Genomic DNA, 20,781 nt, shown 5'->3' on the forward strand with positions numbered 1-20,781 from the left:
CCTGTCCCTGCCGCGGCCCGTCATCAGCGTCCGCGATCACCTGGGCGTACGTGGTGATCCGTGCCGGGCTCGATCACGCGCAATCCGGCGGGCACGTCGTCGTACGCGATTCCGGCGACGCGCGCGGCGCGGGCCGCACGCGAACGAGGATCGGCGGTGGACGTGCCACGGGAAGCGCGTTCCTGCGCCACCAGCTCACGAACGGCCGGGCCCACCTCCTGACCGAACCGGTGAAGGGTCGCCGGATCATCGGAGGCCAGGATGAAGGTACTGACTCCGCTGTCGAGTGTGAGCGTGGCGAGGCGCGCGGCCCACGAGCGGCTGTCGGCCTCGGGGCCGATGTTGAGCAGGCGCCGGATCTCGTGCGGTTCGCGACCCGCACCGTGAGCGGCGTCGTCGATGCGCGCCATGCCCTCATCGAGGCCGCCCGGCTGCATCATCGACTCCGAGGGGAGCCAGCCGTCGCTCTTGCGGCCGATGAGTCGCAGCATGCGAGGCTTCAGCGCGCCGATCCAGATCGGGATGTCGTGGGCGGGGCGCGGACCGCGTTTCGCGCCCCGCAGCGGATAGGCCTGTCCGTCGCGGAAGATCCCGCCGCGTTCGTCGGCGCGCCACGTCTCCCGCACGATGTCGATGACCTCTTCCAGCGCCGTGACAGCCTCCCCCGGGGTGCGACGGGGTCCTCCCATCGCCGTGATCGCGTCCCAGAACGCGCCCGCCCCGAGGGCGAGGTCGAACCTCCCTCCGGAGAGCAGATCGAGCGAGGCCGCAGCACGCGGCAGCGTCGGCATGCGCAGCGGTACGTTGACGACATTGGCGGAGATGTGGATGCGCTCGGTGACGGCGGCGACGTAGGACATCAGCGTCCAGGTGTCGAGAAACGCGGGCTGATACGGGTGGTCCTGGTACGTGACCAGATCCAGGCCCGCCGCCTCCGACACCTGCGCCAGCACGACGGGGTTCTGCGCGGGCGTCGCCGTGGGCGTGATGAAGCTTCCGAAACGGAGGTCGTGACCGTAATCCATGGGGCTCCTCGTCTGTCGACCCGCGGGTGAGCCCCCTCAGGCTATGCCTGCGCGAACACGGCGGGGGTCGTTGCGCGATGGCAGCCCCGCACGTGATCGTCGACCATGCCTGCGGACTGCATCAGGGCGTACATGGTGGTGGGACCGACGAAGCGGAACCCGCGCCGCAGCAGTTCTTTGCTCATCGCCTTCGATTCGGCCGTCTGCGCGGGGACATCGGCGAAGGTCTCCGGGGGGACGTGGGTCTCCGGAGCGAACGACCACATCAGTTCGTCGAAGTCACCGGAGGCCATCTCGATGAGAACACGCGCGTTGCCGATGGCGGCGAGGATCTTGGCGCGGTTGCGGACGATGCCGGCATCGCCGAGGAGACGCTCCACGTCTTGCTCGTCGTAGCGGGCGATCCGCTCCGGATCGAACCCGTCGAAGGCGACGCGGAAGTTCTCCCGCTTGCGCAGGATGGTGATCCAGCTCAGGCCGGCCTGGAAACCCTCGAGCGTCATCTTCTCGAAGAGCCGCTGGTCGCCGTGCATCGGCTGACCCCACTCCTCGTCGTGATAGCGGGTGTAGATCTCCTCCTGCCCGGCCCACGCGCAGCGCGCGATTCCATCGATACCCGTGGTGACATCCGCCATGCCTCCACGGTAGCGGTGGCGTCGGACATTGCTCATAGGGTGGGAGGGTGCGTGCGGAACAGGTGACGGCAGCGGTGGCGGAGCACGGTGAGGGGCCGGTCTGGTGGCCCGACTGGGGTGGTCTGCGCTTCGTGGACGGCAGCCGTGGCGATGTGCTGACGCTGCTGCCCGAGGGCGATGTGACGCGGATGCACGTGGACGCCTTCACCGGGTTCCTCCGCCCGCGTGCGAACGGCGGCTGGATCGTGGGCGGGGAGCACGCTCTCTTCGGCGCCGATGACCCGCGGGCCGTGCCCACCGCGCTCGTGCGGCTGCTGGATGATCCCGCGATCCGGCTCAACGATGCCGGAACGGATCGCGCCGGTCGCCTGTACGCCGGCTCGATGGCGTACGAGGGCACCGCGAACGCAGCGCAGTTCTGGCGCATCGTCGGTGAGGACGTGAGCGTGCAGTTCTCCCCGGTGACGATCTCCAACGGGTTCGACACCTCTCCCGACGGCGCGCTGGGCTACTACGTCGACACCGCGACCGGTCGCGTGGATGTCTGCGACGTGACGCCGGAGGGGCTGAGGGATCGACGCCCGTTCGCCGTGATCGACCCGGCGGCCGGCCATCCCGACGGGCTGACCGTGGCCTCGGACGGGTCGGTGTGGGTGGCGCTGTGGGACGGACACGGCGTACTCGGCTTCGACTCGGACGGGGTGCTGCGCGAGCGCATCGAGGTCCCCACGGCCCGCACCACGGCGTGCGCCTTCGGGGGCGACGACCTGCGGACCCTCTACATCACCAGCTCTCGCCAGGGCCTCACGGACGATCCGCTGGCCGGCGCGTTGTTCGCCGCGACGCCCGGCGTCACCGGCCTTCCGGTCACGCCCTACGCCGGCTGAACGGCTCACACCAGCGCGAGACATCCGTCTGCGGGTGACGGCCGGCGCATCGCCGGGGTCCTCACCCGCAGACGGACGCGGCGGATCAGGTCAGACGGTGGCGCGACGGACGCGCTGGGTCTGGACGCCGAGGCCGTCGATCTCGATGCGCATCTCGTCACCGTCCTGCAGGTAGGGGAACCGCCCCGACAACGCGACGCCCTCGGGGGTCCCGGTGTTCACCAGGTCGCCCGGCTCCAGCACCATGTACTGGCTGAGCTCCCACACCAGGTGGGCGACGGAGAAGACCATGTCGGCGGTGCTGGAGTCCTGACGAGGCTCGCCGTTGACGAAGCTGCGCAGGCGGAGCGCCTGCGGATCGACCTCGTCCGCCGGCACCAGGGCGGGACCGAGCGGGTTGAACGTCTCGGCGCACTTGCCCTTGGACCACTGCCCGCCGGACACCTCGATCTGGTATTCGCGCTCCGAGACGTCGTTGGAGACGACGTACCCCGCGATCACCGCGAGCGCGTCTTCCGGGGAGGCAAGATACCGCGCACGGCGCCCGATCACCACGCCGAGCTCGACCTCCCAGTCGCTGCGCTGCGAGTCGGGCGGCAGGAGCACGTCGTCATCCGGGCCCACCACCGTGTTGGGGTGCTTGAAGAAGATGACCGGGCGCTCGGGCGGAAGGGAGCCCGACTCTGCGGCATGCGCCGCGTAGTTCATCCCGACGCAGACCACGGCCATCGGACGCGCGATCGGGGCGCCGACGCGCAACCGCTCAGCCTCGGGCTGCGCGGGCAGCTCACCGGCGGCGAGGGCGGCGCGGGTGCGGGCGATGCCGTCGGCGGCGAGGAACGCGCCGTCGATCTCTCCGGTCAGCGGCGCGAGCGAGCGCAGCACGCCCTCGTCGTCACGGACGAAGGGACGCTCCGCTCCGGCGGTTCCCAGACGCATCAGCTGCATGGTGACTCCTCATCTCTCGCGCGACGTCGCGCGTTCGGCCGCACCGTCCTGGCGCGGAGATCGGTGGGGTTCGAGTCGCGGGCGGCGATGCGCTCACGACCGGTCCGGCGTGGCACAACGACCGCGTTCAGCCGGCGGTAGCCGCTCGCGCGTAGTCGTGGTTCACGATGGCGGCACCGTCGCTGCCGGACAGGAAATCGATCACGTTCTGCGCTGCGTGGATCGGAAGATCGACCAGCGCCTCCGGCGAGTACCAGGCCGCGTGCGGGGTGAGCAGCACGTCGTCGCGCCCGCGCAGCACGCTGTCCGCGGGAAGGGGTTCGGCGGCGAAGACGTCCAGCGCCGCGCCGGCGATCGTGCCCGCATCCAGCGCTGCGACAAGGGCGTCCTCATCGATGAGCGGTCCCCGGCAGGTGTTCACGATCACCGCGCCGGGGCGCATCGTGGCGAGCGCCGCCGCGTCGATGAGGTGATGGGTTTCGGCGGTGAGCGGTACGTGGAGGGTGAGCACATCCGCCGCGGCGATGGCGGCAGCGATATCGGCGACCTCGCATCCGGCGGCGGTGACGGCAGCCGCCGGCGCGTAGGGGTCGGCCACGACCACCCGGAATCCGATGCCGCGCAGGGAGCGCGCCACCAGGGAGCCGATGCGGCCGAAGCCCAGCACGGACACGGTGGTGGTGGATGGGCGCACGGCCGCGGGGTGGGCGTCGACGGCTCGCCAGGTCCCCTCGCGGACCGCGCGGTCGTAGGACGCGAGCCCCCGTGCCTGCGCCATGATCATCGCCACCGTGTGGGCGGCGACCTCCTCGATGCAGTAGCTCGGTGTGTTCGCGACGGCGATGCCGCGCGCGGTGGCCGCCTCCACGTCGATCATGTCGTAGCCGATGCCGAGCCGGGAGATGATCCGCAGGTTCGGCAGCGCATCCATCACCTCCGCCGTGATGCGCGCCCACTGCACGACGAGCGCTTCAGCATCGGCGCCGATCTCGGCGATGGCGTCGGGGGTGGGTGCGCAGGAGCGCACGGCGTCGATGCCGGCAGCGGAGAGGGCGTCCTCGACGGGGGTGCCGGGCAGGTCGCAATCGGTCACGAGCACACGAGAGGCTGTCATGCGGAAAATGCTATAGCATTTCCGCATGACAGCACGACGTTCTCTCATCACGGGGGCGAGTTCCGGAATCGGAACCGCTGTCGCCCTCGAACTGGCGGCACAGGGCCACGCCCTCTGGATCACGTTCACCGGTCGCGAGGAAGCGGCGGCGGACGTCGCCGCGCGATGCCGGGAGGCGGGGGCGGCGGAGGTGCACGTCTCCCGTCTCGACCTGCGCGATTCGGCATCCGTGGAGGGCCTGATCGCCGAGATCACCGAGACATGGGGCGACCTGCACGTCCTGGTGAACAACGGCGGGGTATGCCCGTACACCGCATATCCGGACATCGATCTGGAGGAGTGGGACTTCGTCATGGAGACCAATGCACGCGGAACCTTCTGGCTGACGCGCGCGGCGCTCCCGCTGCTTCGTGCAGCCGCGGGGGATCGCAGCGTGATCAACGTCGCCTCCATCGCGGGCCAGGTGGGAGCGCTGGCCACCGGGATGCACTACGCCGCCAGCAAGGGCGCCATCCTCGCCCTCACCCGGAGCTTCGCTCGTCACCTCGCGTCCGAGGGCATCCGGGTGAACGCGGTGACGCCGGGAGCCGTGGACAGCGCGATCACCGCGAACCTCACCCCCGAAGCGCGGGAGAAGCTGGAATCCGGCATTCCGCTCGGCGCCTTCGGCCAGCCGGCGGACATCGCCTGGATCATCGCCGGTCTGGCATCCCCGCGCGCCGCCTTCGTGACCGGCGCCACCTACGACGCCAACGGAGGCACCCGCATTGACTGACCGCAGCGCACACGACACCGTCCTCGCCCAGCTGGACGCCTTCAACGCCCACGACCTCGACGCGTTCGTGGCGACCTACGCGGATGACGCCGTGATCACCGGGGTGGCCCCCGAGCCGATCGTGGGGGCGGTGGCGATCCGCGCGTTCTACGAGCCGCGACTGCAGAACCCGGAGCTCTCCTGTGTGATCGACTCCTCGGTGCTGTTCGGTGATCGCTGGGTGGTCGCCCGTGAATACGTGATCAACGCCGGTGTGTCCACGGAGACCATCGCGACGTTCGACGTGGTCGCCGGCCGCATCTCCCGCGCGTCGATGCTGAAGGCCTGACCGCCCAGAAACCCCGGCGAGTCCGAGAAGCCCTGCACCGCGGGGTTTCCCGGACTCGCCGGGGTTTTTCGCGCGTCAGGAACCGGAGGGGTAGTGGGCCGCGATGGAGGGGCGGAGAGACAGATCCCCGAAGCCGGAGGTCCAGCCGCCGTCCACCGCGATCGACTGGCCCGTGAGGTACGGCGTCTCGTCGGAGAGCAGGAAGGCCGCGAAGGCGGCGACCTCCTCCGCCGTGGCGATGCGCCCCATGGGCGGCCCCTCCGCGAGCGCTCGCTCCTCGGCAGCTGGATCCGCGGCGGCGGCGATCTGCGCTTCCAGGTGCGGGGTGCGTACACCGCCCGGGGCGAGGGTGTTGCACCGGATGTTCACCCCGCCGTACGTGACGGCGACACTGCGGGAGAGGGCGTCGATGCCGCCCTTGGTGAACTCGTACGCGCTGTACTCGGGATGCCCGGCGCGACCGTGGATCGAGCCGATGTTGACGATCGCGCCACCGCTGGACTGCGCGAGGAACGTCTTCACCGCCACCGAGCAGCCCCAGATGTAGCCGAGGCCGTTGATATCGACGATCTCGCGCACCGCGTCGGCGTCCAGTTCGTGAAGCGGCGTGGCGCGGGTGATCCCGGCGTTGTTGACCCAGCCGGCGAGCGGCGCCCGGGCGGTGGCCTCGGCGGCCGCACGCTCGTGAGCCGTGACGTCGGACGAGTCCCCGAGGACCACGGCGGCGACCGCACCGGCTTCGAGGCTGCCAGAGCCGGCGGAGCGCTCCAGTCCCACCACGATCCACCCGTCGGCGGTGAGCCGCTCGGCGATCGACCGTCCGATGCCCTTGCCGCTGCCGGTGACCACCACGCTGCGGTGCTGCAGATCGTGTCGCATGTCAGTCCTTTCCCGATGCCGTGAAATCGAAGCGGGCGGGATCGAGGGAAAAGCCCAGCCCCGGCCCCGCCGGAGGGGTGACACGGCCCGCGAAACGCGGGCCGTCCACAATGAGAGTGGGTGCCGGGTCGTACGGGTTACCGCCGCGCGCGAAGGTCTCGACCTCGATACCGAGGTGCGCCGTGACCTCCGGATACACGTGCCCCGACACGGGAACGCCGCGCTCACGCGCCCAGGCAATCAGCTCGCGCGCGGGCGTGATCCCGCCCACGGCGATCACGTCCAGGCGCAGCACATCCACGTTCCCCTCGATGACGAGCCGTCGCAGCACGTCCGGATCGGTGACCTCGTCGCCCACCGAGATCGGAAGTCCGCTCTCACGCCGGATGCGAGCGCACCCCAGCGCGTCCTCGGGAAGCAGCGGATCTTCGAGCCAGTCCAAGCGGATGTCACCCCACTGCCGGATCTCGGCGACCGCCTCGTCGGCGTCGCGCCAGCCGAAGCCGACATCGACCACGAGACCGGTCTGCTCCGGCAGTTCCTCGTTGAGGATGCCGATGAGCGCACGCATGTACGCCGCATCCGGCGTGCGCGAGATCTTCACCCGCTTCCAGCCGTCCGCCTGGGCGAGCACTTCGTCGGCGACCTCGCGCGGTGCACGATCGGGTGACGGGTAGGCCGCCACGAGCATCGCGTCCCGGGGCTCGCCGCTCTCCCCGATCAGTTGCCACACCGGCACCCCCGCGCGTTGCGCCGCCACATCCCACGCCGCCACATCCACGAGCCCGATCGCGCGGCGGACCAGACCCACCCGGCCCACGATGGCGCTGCCACGCAGCATCCGCTCCCAGAGCGCGGCAGGGTCATCCGCGTCGGCGCCCACCGCATGCGGGGTGACCAGCCGCTGCACGATCTCCGCCATCGGTGCCTCCCGGCTGAGGCAGTACGCGTGCCCGGTGCGACCGGCATCGTCGCGGACCTGCACCGCGGAGTACTCGCGCCGCGTCACCGTCATCGCCCCCAGGCGCAGCGGCTGCGGCAGGGGCAGCACCGCGGTGGCGGCGCTCACGTCGGCGAGCGTCATCACTCGGGCTTCTTCGCGAGGGGCACGCCGTAGTCCACCATGAACCCGCCGTCCACGTACAGGGTCTGCCCGTTCATGTAGCTGGCGTTGTCGGAGACGAGGAAGCTGACCGCGGCCGCGATCTCGTTGGCATCGGCGAGCCGCCCCGCCGGGATGCGGGACAGGATCGTGGCGGGGTTGAGGGTTCCCGCCGCGACGCCCTGCTGGAAGACGCCGGTGTCGACGTAGCCCGGCGCCACCGCGTTCACCCGCACGCCCCGGGCAGCCCATTCGGCACCCGCGGTGGAGGTCAGGCCGATGACGGCGGCCTTCGTGGTGGCGTAGGGGGCACGGCCCGCCGATCCGCGCGCGGAGATGGAGGAGATGTTCACGATTCGTCCGCCGCCGTTCGCCAGCATGCGCCGGCCTGCGGCCTGCAGGCAGGCAAAGACGCCGTGCAGGTTCACGTTGACGACGGCGGACCACTCGTCCCAGGTGAGGTCCTCGATACCACGATGACGCTGGATCCCGGCGTTGTTGATGAGAACGGCGATGGGCCCGAGCTCCGCCTCGATCTCACCGAACACCCGGTCGACGGCCACCGGATCGGTGACGTCCAGCTCACGCCAGAGAACGCCCGCGGGGTTCTCCTCGGCGGTGAGGCCGGGCACCCGGTCCACCGCGACGACGCGGTAGCCGTCCGACGCGAGACGCTGGCCGATCTGCCAGCCGATGCCGGCGGCTCCTCCGGTGATGACGGCGATGGGTGCGGATTCGGTCATGAGGGGTCCTTCTGTACAGCGATGTCGGCGCTCAGACGAGCGAGGAGATGAGATCAGCGGCGTGGGCTTCCAGCCGCGCCAGGGATCCGGGGGCGAGCGGGGTCTGCCAGGCCTGGTAGGCGCCGCGCTCATAGGCGTCGTCGCTCGGGAGGTAGACGAAGCCCGGGCCGTTGCTCAGGTTGGCGACCACCACCGCGTGCCGGGGGAAGCGGGATCGCAGTGCGGTCTGCAGGTGGGAGTATGCCTCGCCGGGGTGGGCCACCAGCACGGCGCCGCCGAGTCGCCACACCCACACCGGGTGCTGCACGGTGGGCCCGTCGATGTACCCCTCCCGCAGATTCCGTGCCCGCAGCAGCCGCTCCTCGCGGCTGCGTGCGTCGATGTCCGCCCACTGATCGGCCAGCTCCTCCAGGGAGGGAAGATCGACCAGGTCCAGCTCCACCGCGGCGTTCGCTACGCCGATGACGGTGTCGGCGGCCACCGGCGTCGGCTGCCACATCCCGAGCGGTGCCCCGGACTCGACCACACCGGTGAGCTGGAGGCTGGTTCCGGGATCGGGCAGTGCGGCCAGGGCCGCCAGCACCGCGTGACCGAGGGATGCACCGTGGCGATCCGCCACGGCGAGATCGCCCGTGTACTGCTCGCGCGGGGCCAGCTCCCCCGAGGCCCCCTGCAGGAAGGCGACCGGCGCGCCCGTGCTCTCCTCGACCAGATCGCGCATCGCCCCGACGTAGTCCGGCGAGACCAGACGGTTCTGCCAGCTGAGGGTGGTGGGATGACACGCATAGTTCACGATCGTGGCGAGGGCCGAGCCCTCCCGCGTCAGGCGACCGACGAGCACGGTGTCATCCGCGCTCTCCTCCGGCGCGAAGGCGACGAGGGCGCGGCCGTCCAGGGTGAGCTCGCGATTGCCCGCGAGCGAGCATCGCCCGACCGCCCACTCCAGTCGCGCCGGTGCCAGCGCGCCGAGCGCCTCACGGGCGGCGTCGGATGCCTGGGATGCGAAGTGCTCCAGGTAACCCGGAATCAGCTCCCCGCCCTCGAGATGGGCATCGGCCGCGCACAGCACGGGACCCGCGTGCGTGTGGCTGAGCGAGATGATCAGGCGCTCGGGCGGAAGTCCCGTGGCGGCGAGGACGGCGGAGCGCACGCCGGCCTCATCCGCCACCCGGCGCCACCAGGTGGCGTCCGCCGTGATCAGCACGACCGGCTCGTCTCCCGGCGAGCGGAAGGCGAGGGCCGTCAGCGTCATGTGCCGATGCTGTCCCTCAGAGGCGTTCCAGTCCGCCGGGCCCCAGTTGCGGGCGCGAATGCCGACGGGCGGGTCGATGATCCGGCGCGCGACCCCCGCCTCAAGATCGGCAGCCGGCACCGGGATGCGCTCGTTCAGACCGGTCATGCGCGTCCCTTCGTCAGCAGCGTGGTGGTGGAGGCCCCGGTCCGCTCGTCGAGCTCCGCAGCCAGGCGCCGACGCTCGCGCTCCTGCGCCGGATCCGCCACGGGGATCGCCGCCATCAGCGATCGGGTGTACTCGTGCTGCGGGTCGGCGAACAGGTCGTCGCGCGGTCCCATCTCCACGATTCTGCCCTGCTGCATGACCGCCACGGTGCTCGACATGTAGCGGATCACCGCGAGGTCGTGACTGATGAAGAGGTACGTCAGCCCGAGCTCGCGCTGCAGTGCCCGCAGCAGGTTCAGCACCTGCGCCTGGATCGAGACGTCCAGCGCGGAGACCGACTCGTCGAGCACCATGAAGTCCGGTTCCAGCGCGAGGGAGCGCGCGATCGACACACGCTGGCACTGGCCTCCCGACATCTCCCGCGGGAAGCGCTCCGCGAACTCGTCCCCGAGGCCCACGAGCCGCAGCATCTCGCGCACCTTCTCGCTGCGGGAGGCCTTCGTGCCGATTCCGTGCGCCTTCAGCGGTGCCTCGATCAGCTGGCTCACCGTCTGACGACGATTGAGCGCCGAGAACGGGTCCTGGAACACCATCTGCATGCGCCGGCGCAGCTGACGCAGCTCGCCACCGCCGATGCGATGCGGATCGACACCGTCGAACTCCACCGCGCCGCCGTCGATCGGGTTCAGCGCGAGCACCGCCTTCGAGACGGTGGACTTGCCCGATCCGGATTCGCCCACCAGGCCGAAGGTCTCCCCACGGCGCACGTCGAAGCTGACGCCGTCGACGGCGGTGACCACCCGCCCCGACCCCAGCCGGAACCGCTTGGTCACATCGCGCACCGACAGCAGCACGTCGCCCGGTTCGCGCGGCGGAAGAGACTCGGCGCCCACCGCATCCGTTCCCCGCTCCAGCACCTCGACGGCCGTGGGAATGGGGCGATCCACATCGATGGTGAGATCGACCACAGCGCCCATCAGCGCCTGGGTGTACGGGTCCTGCGGTCGCGCATACACGTCGTCCACGGCGCCGGTCTCCACCGTGCGCCCGTGACGGAGCACCTGAATGCGCTCGCAGAAGCCCGCGGCGATGCCGAGGTCATGAGTGATCAGCACCACCGCGGTGCCGTACTCGGCGGCCATCCGGTCGAGCAGATCGATGATGCGCGACTGCGTGGTGACATCCAGTGCGGTGGTGGGCTCGTCCGCGATCAGCAGTTGGGGCCGCGAGGACATCGCCATCGCGATCATGACGCGCTGGCGCATGCCGCCGGAGAACTCGTGCGGGTACTGCGCCATCCGCTCCTCGGGATACGGCACACCCACATCGGCCAGCAGCTCCACGGCACGCGCGTGCGCGGCCTGACGCGAGACACGGTCGTGCAGACGCACGGCCTCGATCAGCTGCGCGCCGATGGTGAGCACCGGGTTGAGGGAGCTCATCGGGTCCTGGTAGACCATCGCGATCTCGCCGCCGCGCAGCTTCGCCATCTCCCGCTCGCTGAGAGCCAGCAGGTCACGACCCTGGAAGCGGATCTCGCCGCCGAGCCGCGCGCCCGCGTTCAGGCGCATCACGGACAGCGCGGTGAGCGACTTGCCCGACCCGGACTCGCCGACCAGGCCTAGCTTCTCTCCGGGCGCGACCTGCAGATCGATGCCCTTCACGGGGGTCGCGGATCCGTAGGAGACGGTGAGTCCACGGATGTCGAGCACGGGTTCCACGCTCATCGGCGCACCCCCTTCTTCTCGCCGGCGCCGAGTTGGTCGGCCAGCACGTTGAGCAGCCAGATGGTGACGAAGATGAACAGCGCCGGGAAGATGACGTAGCCGATGGACTGGTACATCTTCTGGTAACCCTGCTGCACGAGCGTGCCCCACGTCGCCTCCGGCGGCGCGATGCCGAGGCCGACGAAGCTGAGCGAGGCCTCCAGCAGGATCGCGTTGGCCGCGTTGATCGCCGCCTGCACCACGATGGCTCCGCGCACATTGGGCAGCACCTCGGTGAGCACCAGACGCGGACGGGAGGCGCCGAACGCGACGGCCGCAGTGAAGTAGTCCTCCTTCAGCTCGCTCAGCACGGAGGACCGCACGAGGCGCGCCGTCGTGGGGGTGAGGAGGATGCCCACGATGACGGCGAGCTTGACGGGATCAGCACCGAAAGCAGAGACGAACACCAGCGCGAACAGGATCTGCGGGATCGCCATCACCGTGTCGGCCAGACGCATCAGCAGCTCGTCCAGCCAGCCACCGAGGAACGCGGCCGCCATACCCCACACGAGGCCGAGCAGCATGGCGAGCACGGTGGCGCCGAGCGCGATGAAGATGGTGAGCTGACCGCCGAACAGAATGCGGCTGAGCAGGTCTCGTCCCAGCTCGTCGGTGCCGAGCAGGTGCGCGCCGCCCAGACCGACCAGGCGGTCCGGAGACTGGGCCGCGGGATCGTACGGGGCGACGATCGGCGCCAGCACGCTGGCCAGCACGATGAGCCCCAGCACGCTCGCGGAGATGATCGTGAGGACCGGGAACCGACGGCGACGGGTCGCGCGTTCCCGGGCGGTCACAAGGGTGAGCGTGTCAGCCATGACGCCCCTTCGTGCGCAGGCGGGGATCGAGGACGCCGTAGAGCAGGTCGACGATCAGGGTGGTGATGATGAACATCGCGGAGATGAGGAGGACGACGGACTGCAGCACGGCGTAGTCGCGCTTGAAGACCGCGTCGATCGCGAGCGAACCGAGTCCGGGGATGCCGAACACGTACTCCACGATGACGACGCCGCCCAGGGTGTAGCCCACGATGAGTCCCAGCATGGTGAGGCTGGGGATGAGCGCGTTGCGCAGCCCGTGGCCGATCACCACACCCCACCGCGACTGCCCCTTGCCGGTGGCCGTGCGGATGTAGGACGAGTCCAGCACCTCGATCATCGAGGCCCGGAGGTAGCGGATCAGCAGCGGGGACGCCGCGATGGCCAGGGTGAGCGCCGGCAGCACCATGCGCACCAGGTTCTCCCCCGGGTCCTCGTCGAACGGCGTGTACCCGCGTGCCGGCAACAGCTTGGTCTGCACCGCGAAGACGATGATCAGCGCGATGCCGATGAGGAACTGCGGCAGGGCCATCCCCACGGTGGAGAACGCCGTGACGATGCGGTCCACCATGCCCAGCGGGCGCAGCGAAGCCAGCACGCCCAGCGGCAGCGCGATGATCACCGCGAGCAGGATGCCGAGGAAGGTGAGCTCCAGCGTGGCGGGCAGACGCTGCCCGATGAGCTCGGTCACGGAGAACTGGTTGAAGTAGCTCTGACCGAAATCACCGCGCACCAGCCCGCCGATCCAGGTGAGGTACTGCTGGATCATGGGGGCATCGAGTCCGGCCTCCTGGCGCAGGCGCTCGATCATGGCGGCGTCGACACCGGGGGTGGAGCCCAGGCGGGTGATGACGGGGTCTCCCGGCAGCAGCCGCAGGACGATGAAGATGATCAGCGAGGTGGCGATCAGCATCGCGATGCTGATCGCCACCCGCCGTGCGGTCTGTGCGATCACTGGAGCGCCGCGCCCTCGAGGTGGAGCTGGCCACCGCCCTCGACCCAGACCCCGGTGACCTTCTCACCCGTGGCGGTGACCACGGTGGACTGCAGCGGCACGATCAGCGGAACCTGCTGGTTGATGATCTCCTGCACGCTGGCCCACTTGTCCTTCCGGGCCTTCTCATCCGGCTCCGCCATGGCGGCCGAGAAGGCCGTGGTGAAGTCCTCATCGGTCCAGTTGCACTCGCAGCGGCCGGGCAGGTAGAAGTTCAGCGAGTACGCGGGCTCCGTGGGCGTGGACTGGAAGTTCGGCACGATCGTCGCGGGGTAGCTCTTGCCGGCCGGGTAGAACTTGTCCACCCAGGTTCCGATGTCGTTGTTGTCGATCTTCAGTGTGATGCCGATCTCCTTCAGGCTGGCCTGCAGGATCTCGCCGCTGGTGTTCCACTCCGGGTACTGACCGGCCACGCCCCACCAGGTGAGGGTGTCGCCCTCCTTCACACCGGCCTGCGCGAACAGCTCCTTCGCCTTGTCGAGGTCGTAGCTGTAGTCGATCAGATCGCCGCCGAACCAGGAGTTCTCGGCGTTGAGGGCGCTGTTGGTCGGCGAGACCACGCCCTGGCCGGAGTAGGCGGCGTCGAGGATGGCCTGCCGGTCGATGGCGTAGGCGAGCGCCTGCCGGGCACGCACGTCGTTGAACGGTGCCGAGGTGGTGTCCATCTCCCACGACGGCCACTGGCTGGGGCTCTTCGGACGCACCATCACCATGTCGCCACCGGCCTCCAGCTGAGCCACATCACCCTGGGGCACGGACCAGAGCACGTCGATATCGCCGGAGCGCAGCCCCGTGACGGCGGCCGTGGACTCCGCGGCCTTGACGATGGTGATCTGATCCAGCGCGGGCTTGTCGCCGAAGTACTTCTCGTTCGGCACCAGCGTGACGCTGTCATCCGGGGTGAACTTGGAGACCGTGTAGGGACCGGTGCCGATGGGCTCCTTGTCGATGGAGTCCACCTTCGAGGCGTCGATCATCTTCACCCACACCAGCGCGGCGGGGAAGGTGGCCACCGGCTCCGACAGCGTCACCGTGAGGGTGGTGTCGTCGGTGGCGGTGACGTCGGAGATCATCGAGATCTTGTTCTTCTCCTGCGTGGCGGTGTCGGGATCCACGTAGTAGTCCAGGGCCGCCTTGGCCGTCTCGGCCGTGAACGGGGTGCCATCGGAGAAGGTCACGCCGTCGCGCAGCGTGAAGGTCCATGTCTTCTGGTCGTCCGACGCCTCCCACTTCTCGGCGAGGTCACCGACCACCGCCCCGGACTCGTCGGTCTTGGTGAGCCCGTTCCACAGCAGGGGGAACAGCACCTCCTCCCAGGCGAACGTGCGGATGGCGGGGTTGAGCTGCGGGATGCCCTGAGCGGCGGCGACGGTGAGGGTTCCGCCGGTGGCGGATCCGCCGTCCGATCCGGCATCGTTGCCGGAAGTGCCCGCGGCGCAGCCCGCGGTGGTGAGAAGGGCGGCGACCAGCGCGCCGGCCAGCAGAAAACGTCCTCGTTGCATTGCGGTTCCTCGCCTCTCGGGATTTCGGGTGACTCCCCCGGGGGTGCTGTGCGGGGGAGCCTGTTCGCTATAGCATGTAGCAAAACCAGCCACGTGTCCAGTGTCGTCACTTTCCCCGCAGCAGTGCACCATGGAGGGGGCGAGCGTGTGGGACGCGAGCGCAGAACAGGGGAACGATGCAGACGGTCTCAGACCAGAACGTCGCCAAGCAGGTGACCGAGGAGCTTCGCGACGCCATCTACGCGGGTGAGCTGAAGCCCGGGGAGAGACTGGTCGAACGAAAGCTCGCCGCGCGTCTCGGGGTGAGCCACATCCCCGTGCGTGAGGCCCTCGCCCGCCTCGCCGAGGAGCGCCTCGTGGAGCGGGAGCCTCGGCGCGGCGCTCGTGTCGCACGGATGACGCGTGCCGATCTCGACGAGATCACCTCGCTGCGCATCGTCCTGGAGCAGTTCGTCGCCGAACGCGCCCAGGAGCGATGGAACGAGGATGCGCGGCACCGCCTGGAGACGATCCTGGACGCGATGGACGCCGCCGAGCCCGGCGACACCGCGGAGATCTTCCGCCAGGACCGCGCGTTCCACGAGACCCTCTCCGAGCTGGCGGAACACCGTCTGCTCTCGGACATGTCCACCCGGTTGCAGGGGCGCATCGCGTCGTTCCTCCTCGCCACCACCTCCGAGCTGAGTGCCGACCAGCAGCACGCCCACACCCAGAGTCACCGCGTGATCGTCGACGCTCTCGCCTCGGGTGATGTCGCACGACTGCGCGAGGTCATCGCCCACCACATCGTCGAGGGCGCGGCACGTATCCCACTGGACGATCCCGCTTCATAGCGCGCACTTGGCCCGAAAACCCCGGGTTTTGGAACCAAGTGCGCGCAATGAAACCGGAGTCGCCTCAGAAGTAGTCGGCGGCGCCGAAGTGACGCGGGTGGCTGAGGCGAGGCTCGCGGGTGAGGGCCCGGACCATCGCAGTGGTGTCGAGCTCGTCGATCGCTGCGGGGGCGAAGCGGGCGATGGCATCGTCGAGCTCAGCCAGCGCGGGCACCGCGATGCTGCACGAGCCGATCCCGGCGGATGTCCACGACCGCGCGACAGCAGCGAGCACAGCACCGAGGTCGGCGACGGCGCCGGGCGTGCACGCGACTTCGTCGATCACACCGGTGCCGTCTTCGACGTGCTCGATGACGTAGGCCGCGGCAGCGCGGTGCATCACGGTGCCGGCCAGGCGATACGCGGCAGCGCGGAAGTCCAGGTCGCGGCGGCTCGGGGCGAGCGCCACACGGCCGAGGCGCGATGCGCGATAGATGCTGTCGACGCCGCGGAGATTCCCCTCGTCGGTCGGCGACGCGACGACATCGCCGACCGCGCCCTCGCCGCTCGGATCGACGGACGCAGACCAGGCGCCACGGCGAACCCGGCGCATCGTCAGCTGTTCGAAGCCGCGCGATCGATACACACCGGGCGTGTCCGTGAACAGCAGCGCCCACTCGCAACCCGCTGTGCGGGCATCGTCCAGCGACCGCTCCACCATGCGGGCGGCGACACCGCGGCCGCGTGCCGCCGTCGCCACGGCGACGCTGCCGATCGCGTGCACGGACGCGATCCGGTCATCCTCGTGCAGTGTCTTCGGCATGCCGTACACCGAGCCGACCACGTGTCCATCGAGCACCGCAACCTGGGTGTGGGCGTGGCGATCGGTATCCAGCAGCCACTGACCGGGTGCCAGCGGCGGTGTGAACGCGGCGGCCCACAGGGCGAACAGCTCAGGCTCGTCGGCGGGCCGCGCGTGACGGAGGATCAGATCGTCGGAATCAGTCATGGGGGCTTTCCGCAGGGGAGGATGTCGTGCGCAGCAGGCGCGCCGCGGTGACGGCGTTGGTCGCGGCCGCGCGCGATGTGGTCCAGGGATACGGCGTCTCGCCACGGCGGGCGGCCGCAGCCACCGCCCCGGCGAGTTCGGCGAACCCGAACTGTGCGGCATCGGTCAGCACCGCGCCGCGGATGCCGGCCTCGGTGAACACCTCCACCTCGTAGCGGTCGTCGCCCGCAAGGCCGGACACGGTGAGCTGGACCGGGACATCGGACCCGCCGTGGCGCACCTGGGCCATCGCCTGCGCGAGATCCTCCGATGCGCCCACGTCCCGCCATGCCAGCTCACCGTCGATCGCCACGAGAGATGCGCCCGGCAGCACCGCGTCGACCAGTTGCCAGGCGTGCGACCCCACCGACAGCAGCGTTCCGCCGCCGTCCGCCGGATCGTCCTGCCACTCGCGTCCGGGTGAGCGAAACGGCGCGGCGTCATGGTGGGCGAGGACCCGGACCCCGAGGATCCGCCGATCACGCACGTCCCAGGCGAGGGCCCGCACAGCCGGGGCGAAGGCGAGCGGGGTCGCCGTTCCGAAACCGCCGCCCAGGGCATCCAGAGCCGCCAGATGGCCCGGCGTTGCAGCTGCCACCTTGTTCACGAAGACCGTGGGCACGATGCCGAGCACCGCAGGCAGCAACTCGGCGACGAGCGCCGTACGCGCCGTGACGATCACCGCGTCGGGGGCGAGCGCGACCAGCTCGGTGATCGTCACTTCCGGCACACCGAAGCGCTCCGCGAAGTCCCGGCGACGCGCGGGATCATCATCATCGGCGACGCCGATCAGCTCAACGCCCAGCGCACGGAGGTTCGCCGCGTCGATGGCCGGGTGCGCGTGAGCGACGCCCAGGAAGCCGAGACGAACCGTCATGCCGGATCAGGCCATCGTCGCGATCTGCTCGCGCGTCACGGCGTGCTGCAGCGGCTGGCCGGCAAGATACGCCTCGACCTCGTCGGCCACGATGCGACCCTGGTGCAGGCGACCCTCCACAGTCCCTGCGGCGCGGTGCGGTGTGAGCAGGACGTTATCCAGCGAGCGGAACGGGTGATCCAGCGGCAGCGGTTCCTGATCGAAGACGTCGATCGCGGCGTCGATGCGGCCGGTGCGAAGCTCCGCCAGCAGCGCGGCCTCATCCACCAGCCAGGATCGCGCGGTGTTGACCAGGCCGGAACCGTCGGCCATGAGCCCCAGCTCGCGGGCACCGATCATGTGGTGCGTCTGCGGGAGCGACGGCGCATGCAGCGCGACGATCCGGGCAGCGCTCATCCCCTCCTCCAGGTCGACGAGACGGGCACCCAGCGATGCGGCTTCGTCCGCATCGACGGTGGGATCCACGAGCAGCGGCTGGGCGCCCAGCGCGCGCAGCAGCGTCAGATATGCGCGTCCGGTGCGCGAGGCGCCCACCACGGTGATCGGACAGCCGCCGATCTCGTGCTGCGCCCCCGGCTCCACGGCCGATTCCCATCCTTCACCCGCGTGCATCGCGTGGTCGAGGCGGTGGACCCGGTGCAGCAGCGACAGCGTGAACGTCAGCGACACCTCGGCGACGGGCCGCGCCATCGCCGCTCCCGTCTGCGTGACACGGATGCCTGCGTCCCACAGCGCATCCGTCACGAGGAAGTGCACGCTCGCGCCGCTGTGGGCGAGCAGCCGCAGACGTGGCATGCGCGCGATCGTCTCCGCGTCCACCGCAGCCGCACCCCACGCGGGAACATAGACCTGGGCCTGACCGGGATCGGCGACGTCCGCGAGGGTGTCCACCCGGACGAGGGCGCCGGCCGGATCCGCGCCGTCGGCCACGGCGAGCGCCGCGGCTGCCGCTTCCAGCCGCGACCAGCTCTCGGCACTGAAGAACTCCCCCACGAGCGGGGCGGGAACGGCGACGATGATCCGGGGTGCGCTCACACCAACCACCTTTCCAGATGCTCGGCGACGAAGGCGTCATCGGCGAGATCAGGATAGGCGAGCCGCGTGCGGGCGATCTCGTCCGCCTGCCCCGGCGACAGCGATTCGGCGGGGTCGAGGCACCAGGTCCCCTCCAGCAGACCCTGCTGGCGGAGCACCTCATGGACACCGGCGATCACGCCGTGGAAGTCGTGTCCCGGGTCGAAGACCGCCTGGTTCACGTCGACCAGATCGGCCGCTCGTGCCGTCAGCATCCGCAGCAGCGCGTCGTCTCCCGCCAGGGCGCGGTGCACCTGGTCGAGCATCCGCACCGCGGCGTGGGTGCCGACGGCCCACTGACCGAGAAGACCGCCCACGAAGCGCAGCGTCTGCGGCCCTGCCGGAGAATCGACCGTGTAGGTGGCAAGCAGGTCGGCGAGGATCGCGTCGTCGTTGCCGGTGTACAGGGCGATCTCACTCGAGCGGCCGGACTCGGCCACACCCCGCACCAGCTCGAGTGTGCGGTAGCGGTCGAACGGCGCCGCCTTCACCGCCACCACGGCGTCGATCGAGGCGAAATCGCGCCAGAACGCACGATCCAGCGTGGGTCCGCCGATGGCGCTCTGCAGGTAGAAGCCCACCAGCGGCATGATCTCTCCGATGGCGCGGGCACGATCGAGCAGTTCTGCCGGCGACGCCCCCGGTACACGCGGGCTCACCAGCACCGCGTCATAGCCGAGCTCGTGAGCCAGCTCCGCTTCGGCCACCGCCTGCGCCGTGTTCCCGGAGACACCCGCGATCCGGATCACGGACGGATCGCCATGCGCTTCGACCTCTTCGATGGCCAGGCGCAGCACCGGCTCGAAGAGACCGTGCTCGGGATCGCGGATCTCGAACTGCGTGGTGTGGACGCCAACAGCCACACCGCCGGCGCCGGCGTCGAGGTAGTACCGCGTGAGGGCGCGCTGGCGTCGCTCGTCCAGGGTGCGCTCGGCCGTCAGAGCCAGCGGATGAGCGGGAATGACGACACCGCGCGCGAGCGTCGCGGCGGCCTGGGGGCGAAGTGCGTGCATCAGAACTTCCCGTCGCGGACAGCCCACTTGGTGGGCTTGGCGATGGTGGGAAGGCCGGCCTCGAGCCACGCGGTCTGCCAGCGCACGAGCGTGTCCGCGGATACCGAGGGGTAGCCGAACAGCGCCATGCAGCGGCTGGAGTCGCTGAGCAGAGCGGTGGCCTGCGGCTCGTCGACGAGCGTCACCTCGCGCCCTGCCAGCGCGCCGATGCGGCGGGCGATGGCGGCCACGCTCAGCGTCTCGGGACCGGTGAGATTCACCGTGAAGACCTCGGAGCTGGCGTGGCGCAGGCTCCGCAGCACCACCTCGTTGGCGTAGCCCTGCCACACCACGTTGACGTTCGCGGTGGCGACGGAGACCGGCTCACCCGCGAGCACGGCGGCCGCGATATCGGCCACCACACCGTAGCGGAGGTCCACGGCGTAGTTCAGCCGGATGATCGAGACGGCCGTGCCGCGCTCTTGCGCGCCGAACTCGAACACCCGCTCGCGTCCGAGGCAGGACTGTGCGTACTCACCGATGGGCGCGGGCGTGACATCCTCGCTCGCGCCGCCGGACGAGGCGGGCAGGAACGGATACACGTTTCCCGTGGAGAGCACCGAGATCCGGCTGTCGCGGTAGCGGCGTGCGACGCGGTCCGGGAGTGCCGCGTTCACCTCCCATGCCCACGACGGGCTGGTGGCGGCGCCGAACTTCGCACCGATCATGAACACCACCTCGGCGGCGTCGGGAAGCGCGGAGAGATCATCCGCCTCGACGAGGTCGAACGGCACGACGACCACGCCCGCGCTCTCGAGCCGCTCGCGCAGCGCGGCGTCGCCGAAGCGCGACACCGCGTAGACGCGGTCCTCAGAGCGGCCCGCGGCATCCATCGCCTTGCGAGCGAGCATGGCCAGGGTAGGCCCCATCTTGCCGCCCGCACCGAGGATCGCCAGATCCCCGGACCCGGCGCGCATGTCCTCGATGAGGGCCGCACTCGGCTCGGCCAGCGCCGATTCGAGATCGGCCTCGGAGGTGAAGGTGAAGTCGGTCACGACGTTCCTTT

General features: G+C 70.0%; 21 protein-coding genes. 4 read left to right on the forward strand and 17 right to left on the reverse strand.

What is annotated here, in order from left to right; translation table 11 throughout:
• Nucleotides 1-23: 23 nt before the first annotated feature.
• The gene (locus tag LQ566_RS14200) at nt 24-1,025 is read right to left on the reverse strand and encodes an LLM class flavin-dependent oxidoreductase (protein ID WP_231092382.1); all 1,002 of its coding nucleotides are present in this window, start codon (nt 1,023-1,025) and stop codon (nt 24-26) included.
• A gap of 41 nt (nt 1,026-1,066) precedes the next feature.
• On the reverse strand, nt 1,067-1,660 hold the full coding sequence (locus LQ566_RS14205) for a DNA-3-methyladenine glycosylase I (RefSeq protein WP_231092383.1): 594 nt from the start codon (nt 1,658-1,660) through the stop codon (nt 1,067-1,069).
• Nucleotides 1,661-1,707: 47 nt separating this feature from the next.
• Here LQ566_RS14205 and LQ566_RS14210 point away from each other — a divergent pair, with 47 nt between their 5' ends.
• Nucleotides 1,708-2,547: an SMP-30/gluconolactonase/LRE family protein gene (locus LQ566_RS14210; RefSeq protein ID WP_231092384.1), complete on the forward strand. Its 840-nt coding sequence runs from the start codon at nt 1,708-1,710 to the stop codon at nt 2,545-2,547.
• 90 nt (nt 2,548-2,637) lie between these two features.
• On the opposite strand, the gene LQ566_RS14215 is transcribed toward LQ566_RS14210, so the two are convergent.
• On the reverse strand, nt 2,638-3,495 hold the full coding sequence (locus LQ566_RS14215; protein WP_231092385.1) for a fumarylacetoacetate hydrolase family protein: 858 nt from the start codon (nt 3,493-3,495) through the stop codon (nt 2,638-2,640).
• Nucleotides 3,496-3,622: 127 nt separating this feature from the next.
• The gene (locus LQ566_RS14220; protein ID WP_231092386.1) at nt 3,623-4,609 is read right to left on the reverse strand and encodes a C-terminal binding protein; all 987 of its coding nucleotides are present in this window, start codon (nt 4,607-4,609) and stop codon (nt 3,623-3,625) included.
• Nucleotides 4,610-4,634: 25 nt separating this feature from the next.
• On the opposite strand from LQ566_RS14220, the gene LQ566_RS14225 reads away from it, so the two are divergent.
• Entirely contained in the window at nt 4,635-5,384 is a 750-nt protein-coding gene (locus LQ566_RS14225; RefSeq protein ID WP_231092387.1) for an SDR family NAD(P)-dependent oxidoreductase, read from the forward strand.
• Nucleotides 5,377-5,712, forward strand: a complete 336-nt coding sequence (locus tag LQ566_RS14230) for a nuclear transport factor 2 family protein (RefSeq protein ID WP_231092388.1) — start codon at nt 5,377-5,379, stop codon at nt 5,710-5,712. The genes LQ566_RS14225 and LQ566_RS14230 overlap by 8 nt, the downstream gene beginning before the upstream one ends.
• Nucleotides 5,713-5,787: 75 nt before the next feature.
• Here the strand turns inward: LQ566_RS14230 and LQ566_RS14235 are convergent, their stop codons facing one another.
• From LQ566_RS14235 to LQ566_RS14270, 8 genes are read right to left on the reverse strand one after another with little or no spacing between them, the layout of a single operon-like run.
• Nucleotides 5,788-6,591, reverse strand: coding sequence for an SDR family NAD(P)-dependent oxidoreductase (locus LQ566_RS14235; RefSeq protein ID WP_231092389.1), 804 nt, complete (start codon nt 6,589-6,591; stop codon nt 5,788-5,790).
• Nucleotide 6,592: 1 nt separating this feature from the next.
• On the reverse strand, nt 6,593-7,675 hold the full coding sequence (locus LQ566_RS14240; protein ID WP_231092390.1) for a mandelate racemase/muconate lactonizing enzyme family protein: 1,083 nt from the start codon (nt 7,673-7,675) through the stop codon (nt 6,593-6,595).
• A complete protein-coding gene (locus LQ566_RS14245; protein WP_231092391.1) occupies nt 7,675-8,436 on the reverse strand; it encodes an SDR family NAD(P)-dependent oxidoreductase in 762 nt (253 codons plus the stop codon). Before LQ566_RS14245 ends, LQ566_RS14240 begins: the two co-directional genes overlap by 1 nt.
• 31 nt (nt 8,437-8,467) lie before the next feature.
• Nucleotides 8,468-9,835 carry a hypothetical protein gene (locus LQ566_RS14250; protein ID WP_231092392.1) on the reverse strand — a complete coding sequence of 456 codons (1,368 nt, stop codon included), beginning with the start codon at nt 9,833-9,835 and terminating at the stop codon, nt 8,468-8,470.
• On the reverse strand, nt 9,832-11,562 hold the full coding sequence (locus LQ566_RS14255) for an ABC transporter ATP-binding protein (RefSeq protein ID WP_231092393.1): 1,731 nt from the start codon (nt 11,560-11,562) through the stop codon (nt 9,832-9,834). The genes LQ566_RS14250 and LQ566_RS14255 overlap by 4 nt, the downstream gene beginning before the upstream one ends.
• Entirely contained in the window at nt 11,559-12,416 is an 858-nt protein-coding gene (locus tag LQ566_RS14260) for an ABC transporter permease (RefSeq protein WP_231092394.1), read from the reverse strand. The genes LQ566_RS14255 and LQ566_RS14260 overlap by 4 nt, the downstream gene beginning before the upstream one ends.
• A complete protein-coding gene (locus LQ566_RS14265) occupies nt 12,409-13,371 on the reverse strand; it encodes an ABC transporter permease (protein WP_231092395.1) in 963 nt (320 codons plus the stop codon). The genes LQ566_RS14260 and LQ566_RS14265 overlap by 8 nt, the downstream gene beginning before the upstream one ends.
• Complete coding sequence (locus LQ566_RS14270; protein ID WP_231092396.1) at nt 13,368-14,912, reverse strand: ABC transporter substrate-binding protein; 1,545 nt, start codon at nt 14,910-14,912, stop codon at nt 13,368-13,370. The genes LQ566_RS14265 and LQ566_RS14270 overlap by 4 nt, the downstream gene beginning before the upstream one ends.
• A 176-nt stretch (nt 14,913-15,088) precedes the next feature.
• On the opposite strand from LQ566_RS14270, the gene LQ566_RS14275 reads away from it, so the two are divergent.
• Complete coding sequence (locus LQ566_RS14275; protein ID WP_231092397.1) at nt 15,089-15,745, forward strand: GntR family transcriptional regulator; 657 nt, start codon at nt 15,089-15,091, stop codon at nt 15,743-15,745.
• A 64-nt stretch (nt 15,746-15,809) separates the two neighbouring features.
• On the opposite strand, the gene LQ566_RS14280 is transcribed toward LQ566_RS14275, so the two are convergent.
• The 5 genes from LQ566_RS14280 to LQ566_RS14300 are packed head-to-tail and all read right to left on the reverse strand — an operon-like array spanning nt 15,810 to nt 20,770.
• Nucleotides 15,810-16,733, reverse strand: a complete 924-nt coding sequence (locus LQ566_RS14280; RefSeq protein ID WP_231092398.1) for a GNAT family N-acetyltransferase — start codon at nt 16,731-16,733, stop codon at nt 15,810-15,812.
• Nucleotides 16,726-17,649, reverse strand: a complete 924-nt coding sequence (locus LQ566_RS14285) for a Gfo/Idh/MocA family oxidoreductase (RefSeq protein ID WP_231092399.1) — start codon at nt 17,647-17,649, stop codon at nt 16,726-16,728. The genes LQ566_RS14280 and LQ566_RS14285 overlap by 8 nt, the downstream gene beginning before the upstream one ends.
• 6 nt (nt 17,650-17,655) lie before the next feature.
• Nucleotides 17,656-18,684: a hydroxyacid dehydrogenase gene (locus LQ566_RS14290; protein WP_231092400.1), complete on the reverse strand. Its 1,029-nt coding sequence runs from the start codon at nt 18,682-18,684 to the stop codon at nt 17,656-17,658.
• Complete coding sequence (locus LQ566_RS14295; RefSeq protein WP_231092401.1) at nt 18,681-19,736, reverse strand: dihydrodipicolinate synthase family protein; 1,056 nt, start codon at nt 19,734-19,736, stop codon at nt 18,681-18,683. The genes LQ566_RS14290 and LQ566_RS14295 overlap by 4 nt, the downstream gene beginning before the upstream one ends.
• The gene (locus tag LQ566_RS14300) at nt 19,736-20,770 is read right to left on the reverse strand and encodes an NAD-dependent epimerase/dehydratase family protein (protein ID WP_231092402.1); all 1,035 of its coding nucleotides are present in this window, start codon (nt 20,768-20,770) and stop codon (nt 19,736-19,738) included. The genes LQ566_RS14295 and LQ566_RS14300 overlap by 1 nt, the downstream gene beginning before the upstream one ends.
• Nucleotides 20,771-20,781 lie beyond the last annotated feature (11 nt).

Source organism: Microbacterium nymphoidis (assembly GCF_021044885.1).
Taxonomy (GTDB): domain Bacteria; phylum Actinomycetota; class Actinomycetes; order Actinomycetales; family Microbacteriaceae; genus Microbacterium; species Microbacterium nymphoidis.

What these genes read in the sequence shown, in the direction of transcription:
- LQ566_RS14220 (WP_231092386.1), bottom strand. Translation starts at nt 4,609, where the DNA reads ATGACAGCCTCTCGTGTGCTCGTGACCGATTGCGACCTGCCCGGCACC.
- LQ566_RS14225 (WP_231092387.1), top strand. Translation starts at nt 4,635, where the DNA reads ATGACAGCACGACGTTCTCTCATCACGGGGGCGAGTTCCGGAATCGGA.
- LQ566_RS14250 (WP_231092392.1), bottom strand. Translation starts at nt 9,835, where the DNA reads ATGACCGGTCTGAACGAGCGCATCCCGGTGCCGGCTGCCGATCTTGAG.
- LQ566_RS14285 (WP_231092399.1), bottom strand. Translation starts at nt 17,649, where the DNA reads ATGACGGTTCGTCTCGGCTTCCTGGGCGTCGCTCACGCGCACCCGGCC.
- LQ566_RS14200 (WP_231092382.1), bottom strand. Translation starts at nt 1,025, where the DNA reads ATGGATTACGGTCACGACCTCCGTTTCGGAAGCTTCATCACGCCCACG.
- LQ566_RS14205 (WP_231092383.1), bottom strand. Translation starts at nt 1,660, where the DNA reads ATGGCGGATGTCACCACGGGTATCGATGGAATCGCGCGCTGCGCGTGG.
- LQ566_RS14240 (WP_231092390.1), bottom strand. Translation starts at nt 7,675, where the DNA reads ATGACGCTCGCCGACGTGAGCGCCGCCACCGCGGTGCTGCCCCTGCCG.
- LQ566_RS14275 (WP_231092397.1), top strand. Translation starts at nt 15,089, where the DNA reads ATGCAGACGGTCTCAGACCAGAACGTCGCCAAGCAGGTGACCGAGGAG.
- LQ566_RS14260 (WP_231092394.1), bottom strand. Translation starts at nt 12,416, where the DNA reads ATGGCTGACACGCTCACCCTTGTGACCGCCCGGGAACGCGCGACCCGT.
- LQ566_RS14280 (WP_231092398.1), bottom strand. Translation starts at nt 16,733, where the DNA reads ATGACTGATTCCGACGATCTGATCCTCCGTCACGCGCGGCCCGCCGAC.
- LQ566_RS14215 (WP_231092385.1), bottom strand. Translation starts at nt 3,495, where the DNA reads ATGCAGCTGATGCGTCTGGGAACCGCCGGAGCGGAGCGTCCCTTCGTC.
- LQ566_RS14255 (WP_231092393.1), bottom strand. Translation starts at nt 11,562, where the DNA reads ATGAGCGTGGAACCCGTGCTCGACATCCGTGGACTCACCGTCTCCTAC.
- LQ566_RS14245 (WP_231092391.1), bottom strand. Translation starts at nt 8,436, where the DNA reads ATGACCGAATCCGCACCCATCGCCGTCATCACCGGAGGAGCCGCCGGC.
- LQ566_RS14295 (WP_231092401.1), bottom strand. Translation starts at nt 19,736, where the DNA reads ATGCACGCACTTCGCCCCCAGGCCGCCGCGACGCTCGCGCGCGGTGTC.
- LQ566_RS14235 (WP_231092389.1), bottom strand. Translation starts at nt 6,591, where the DNA reads ATGCGACACGATCTGCAGCACCGCAGCGTGGTGGTCACCGGCAGCGGC.
- LQ566_RS14270 (WP_231092396.1), bottom strand. Translation starts at nt 14,912, where the DNA reads ATGCAACGAGGACGTTTTCTGCTGGCCGGCGCGCTGGTCGCCGCCCTT.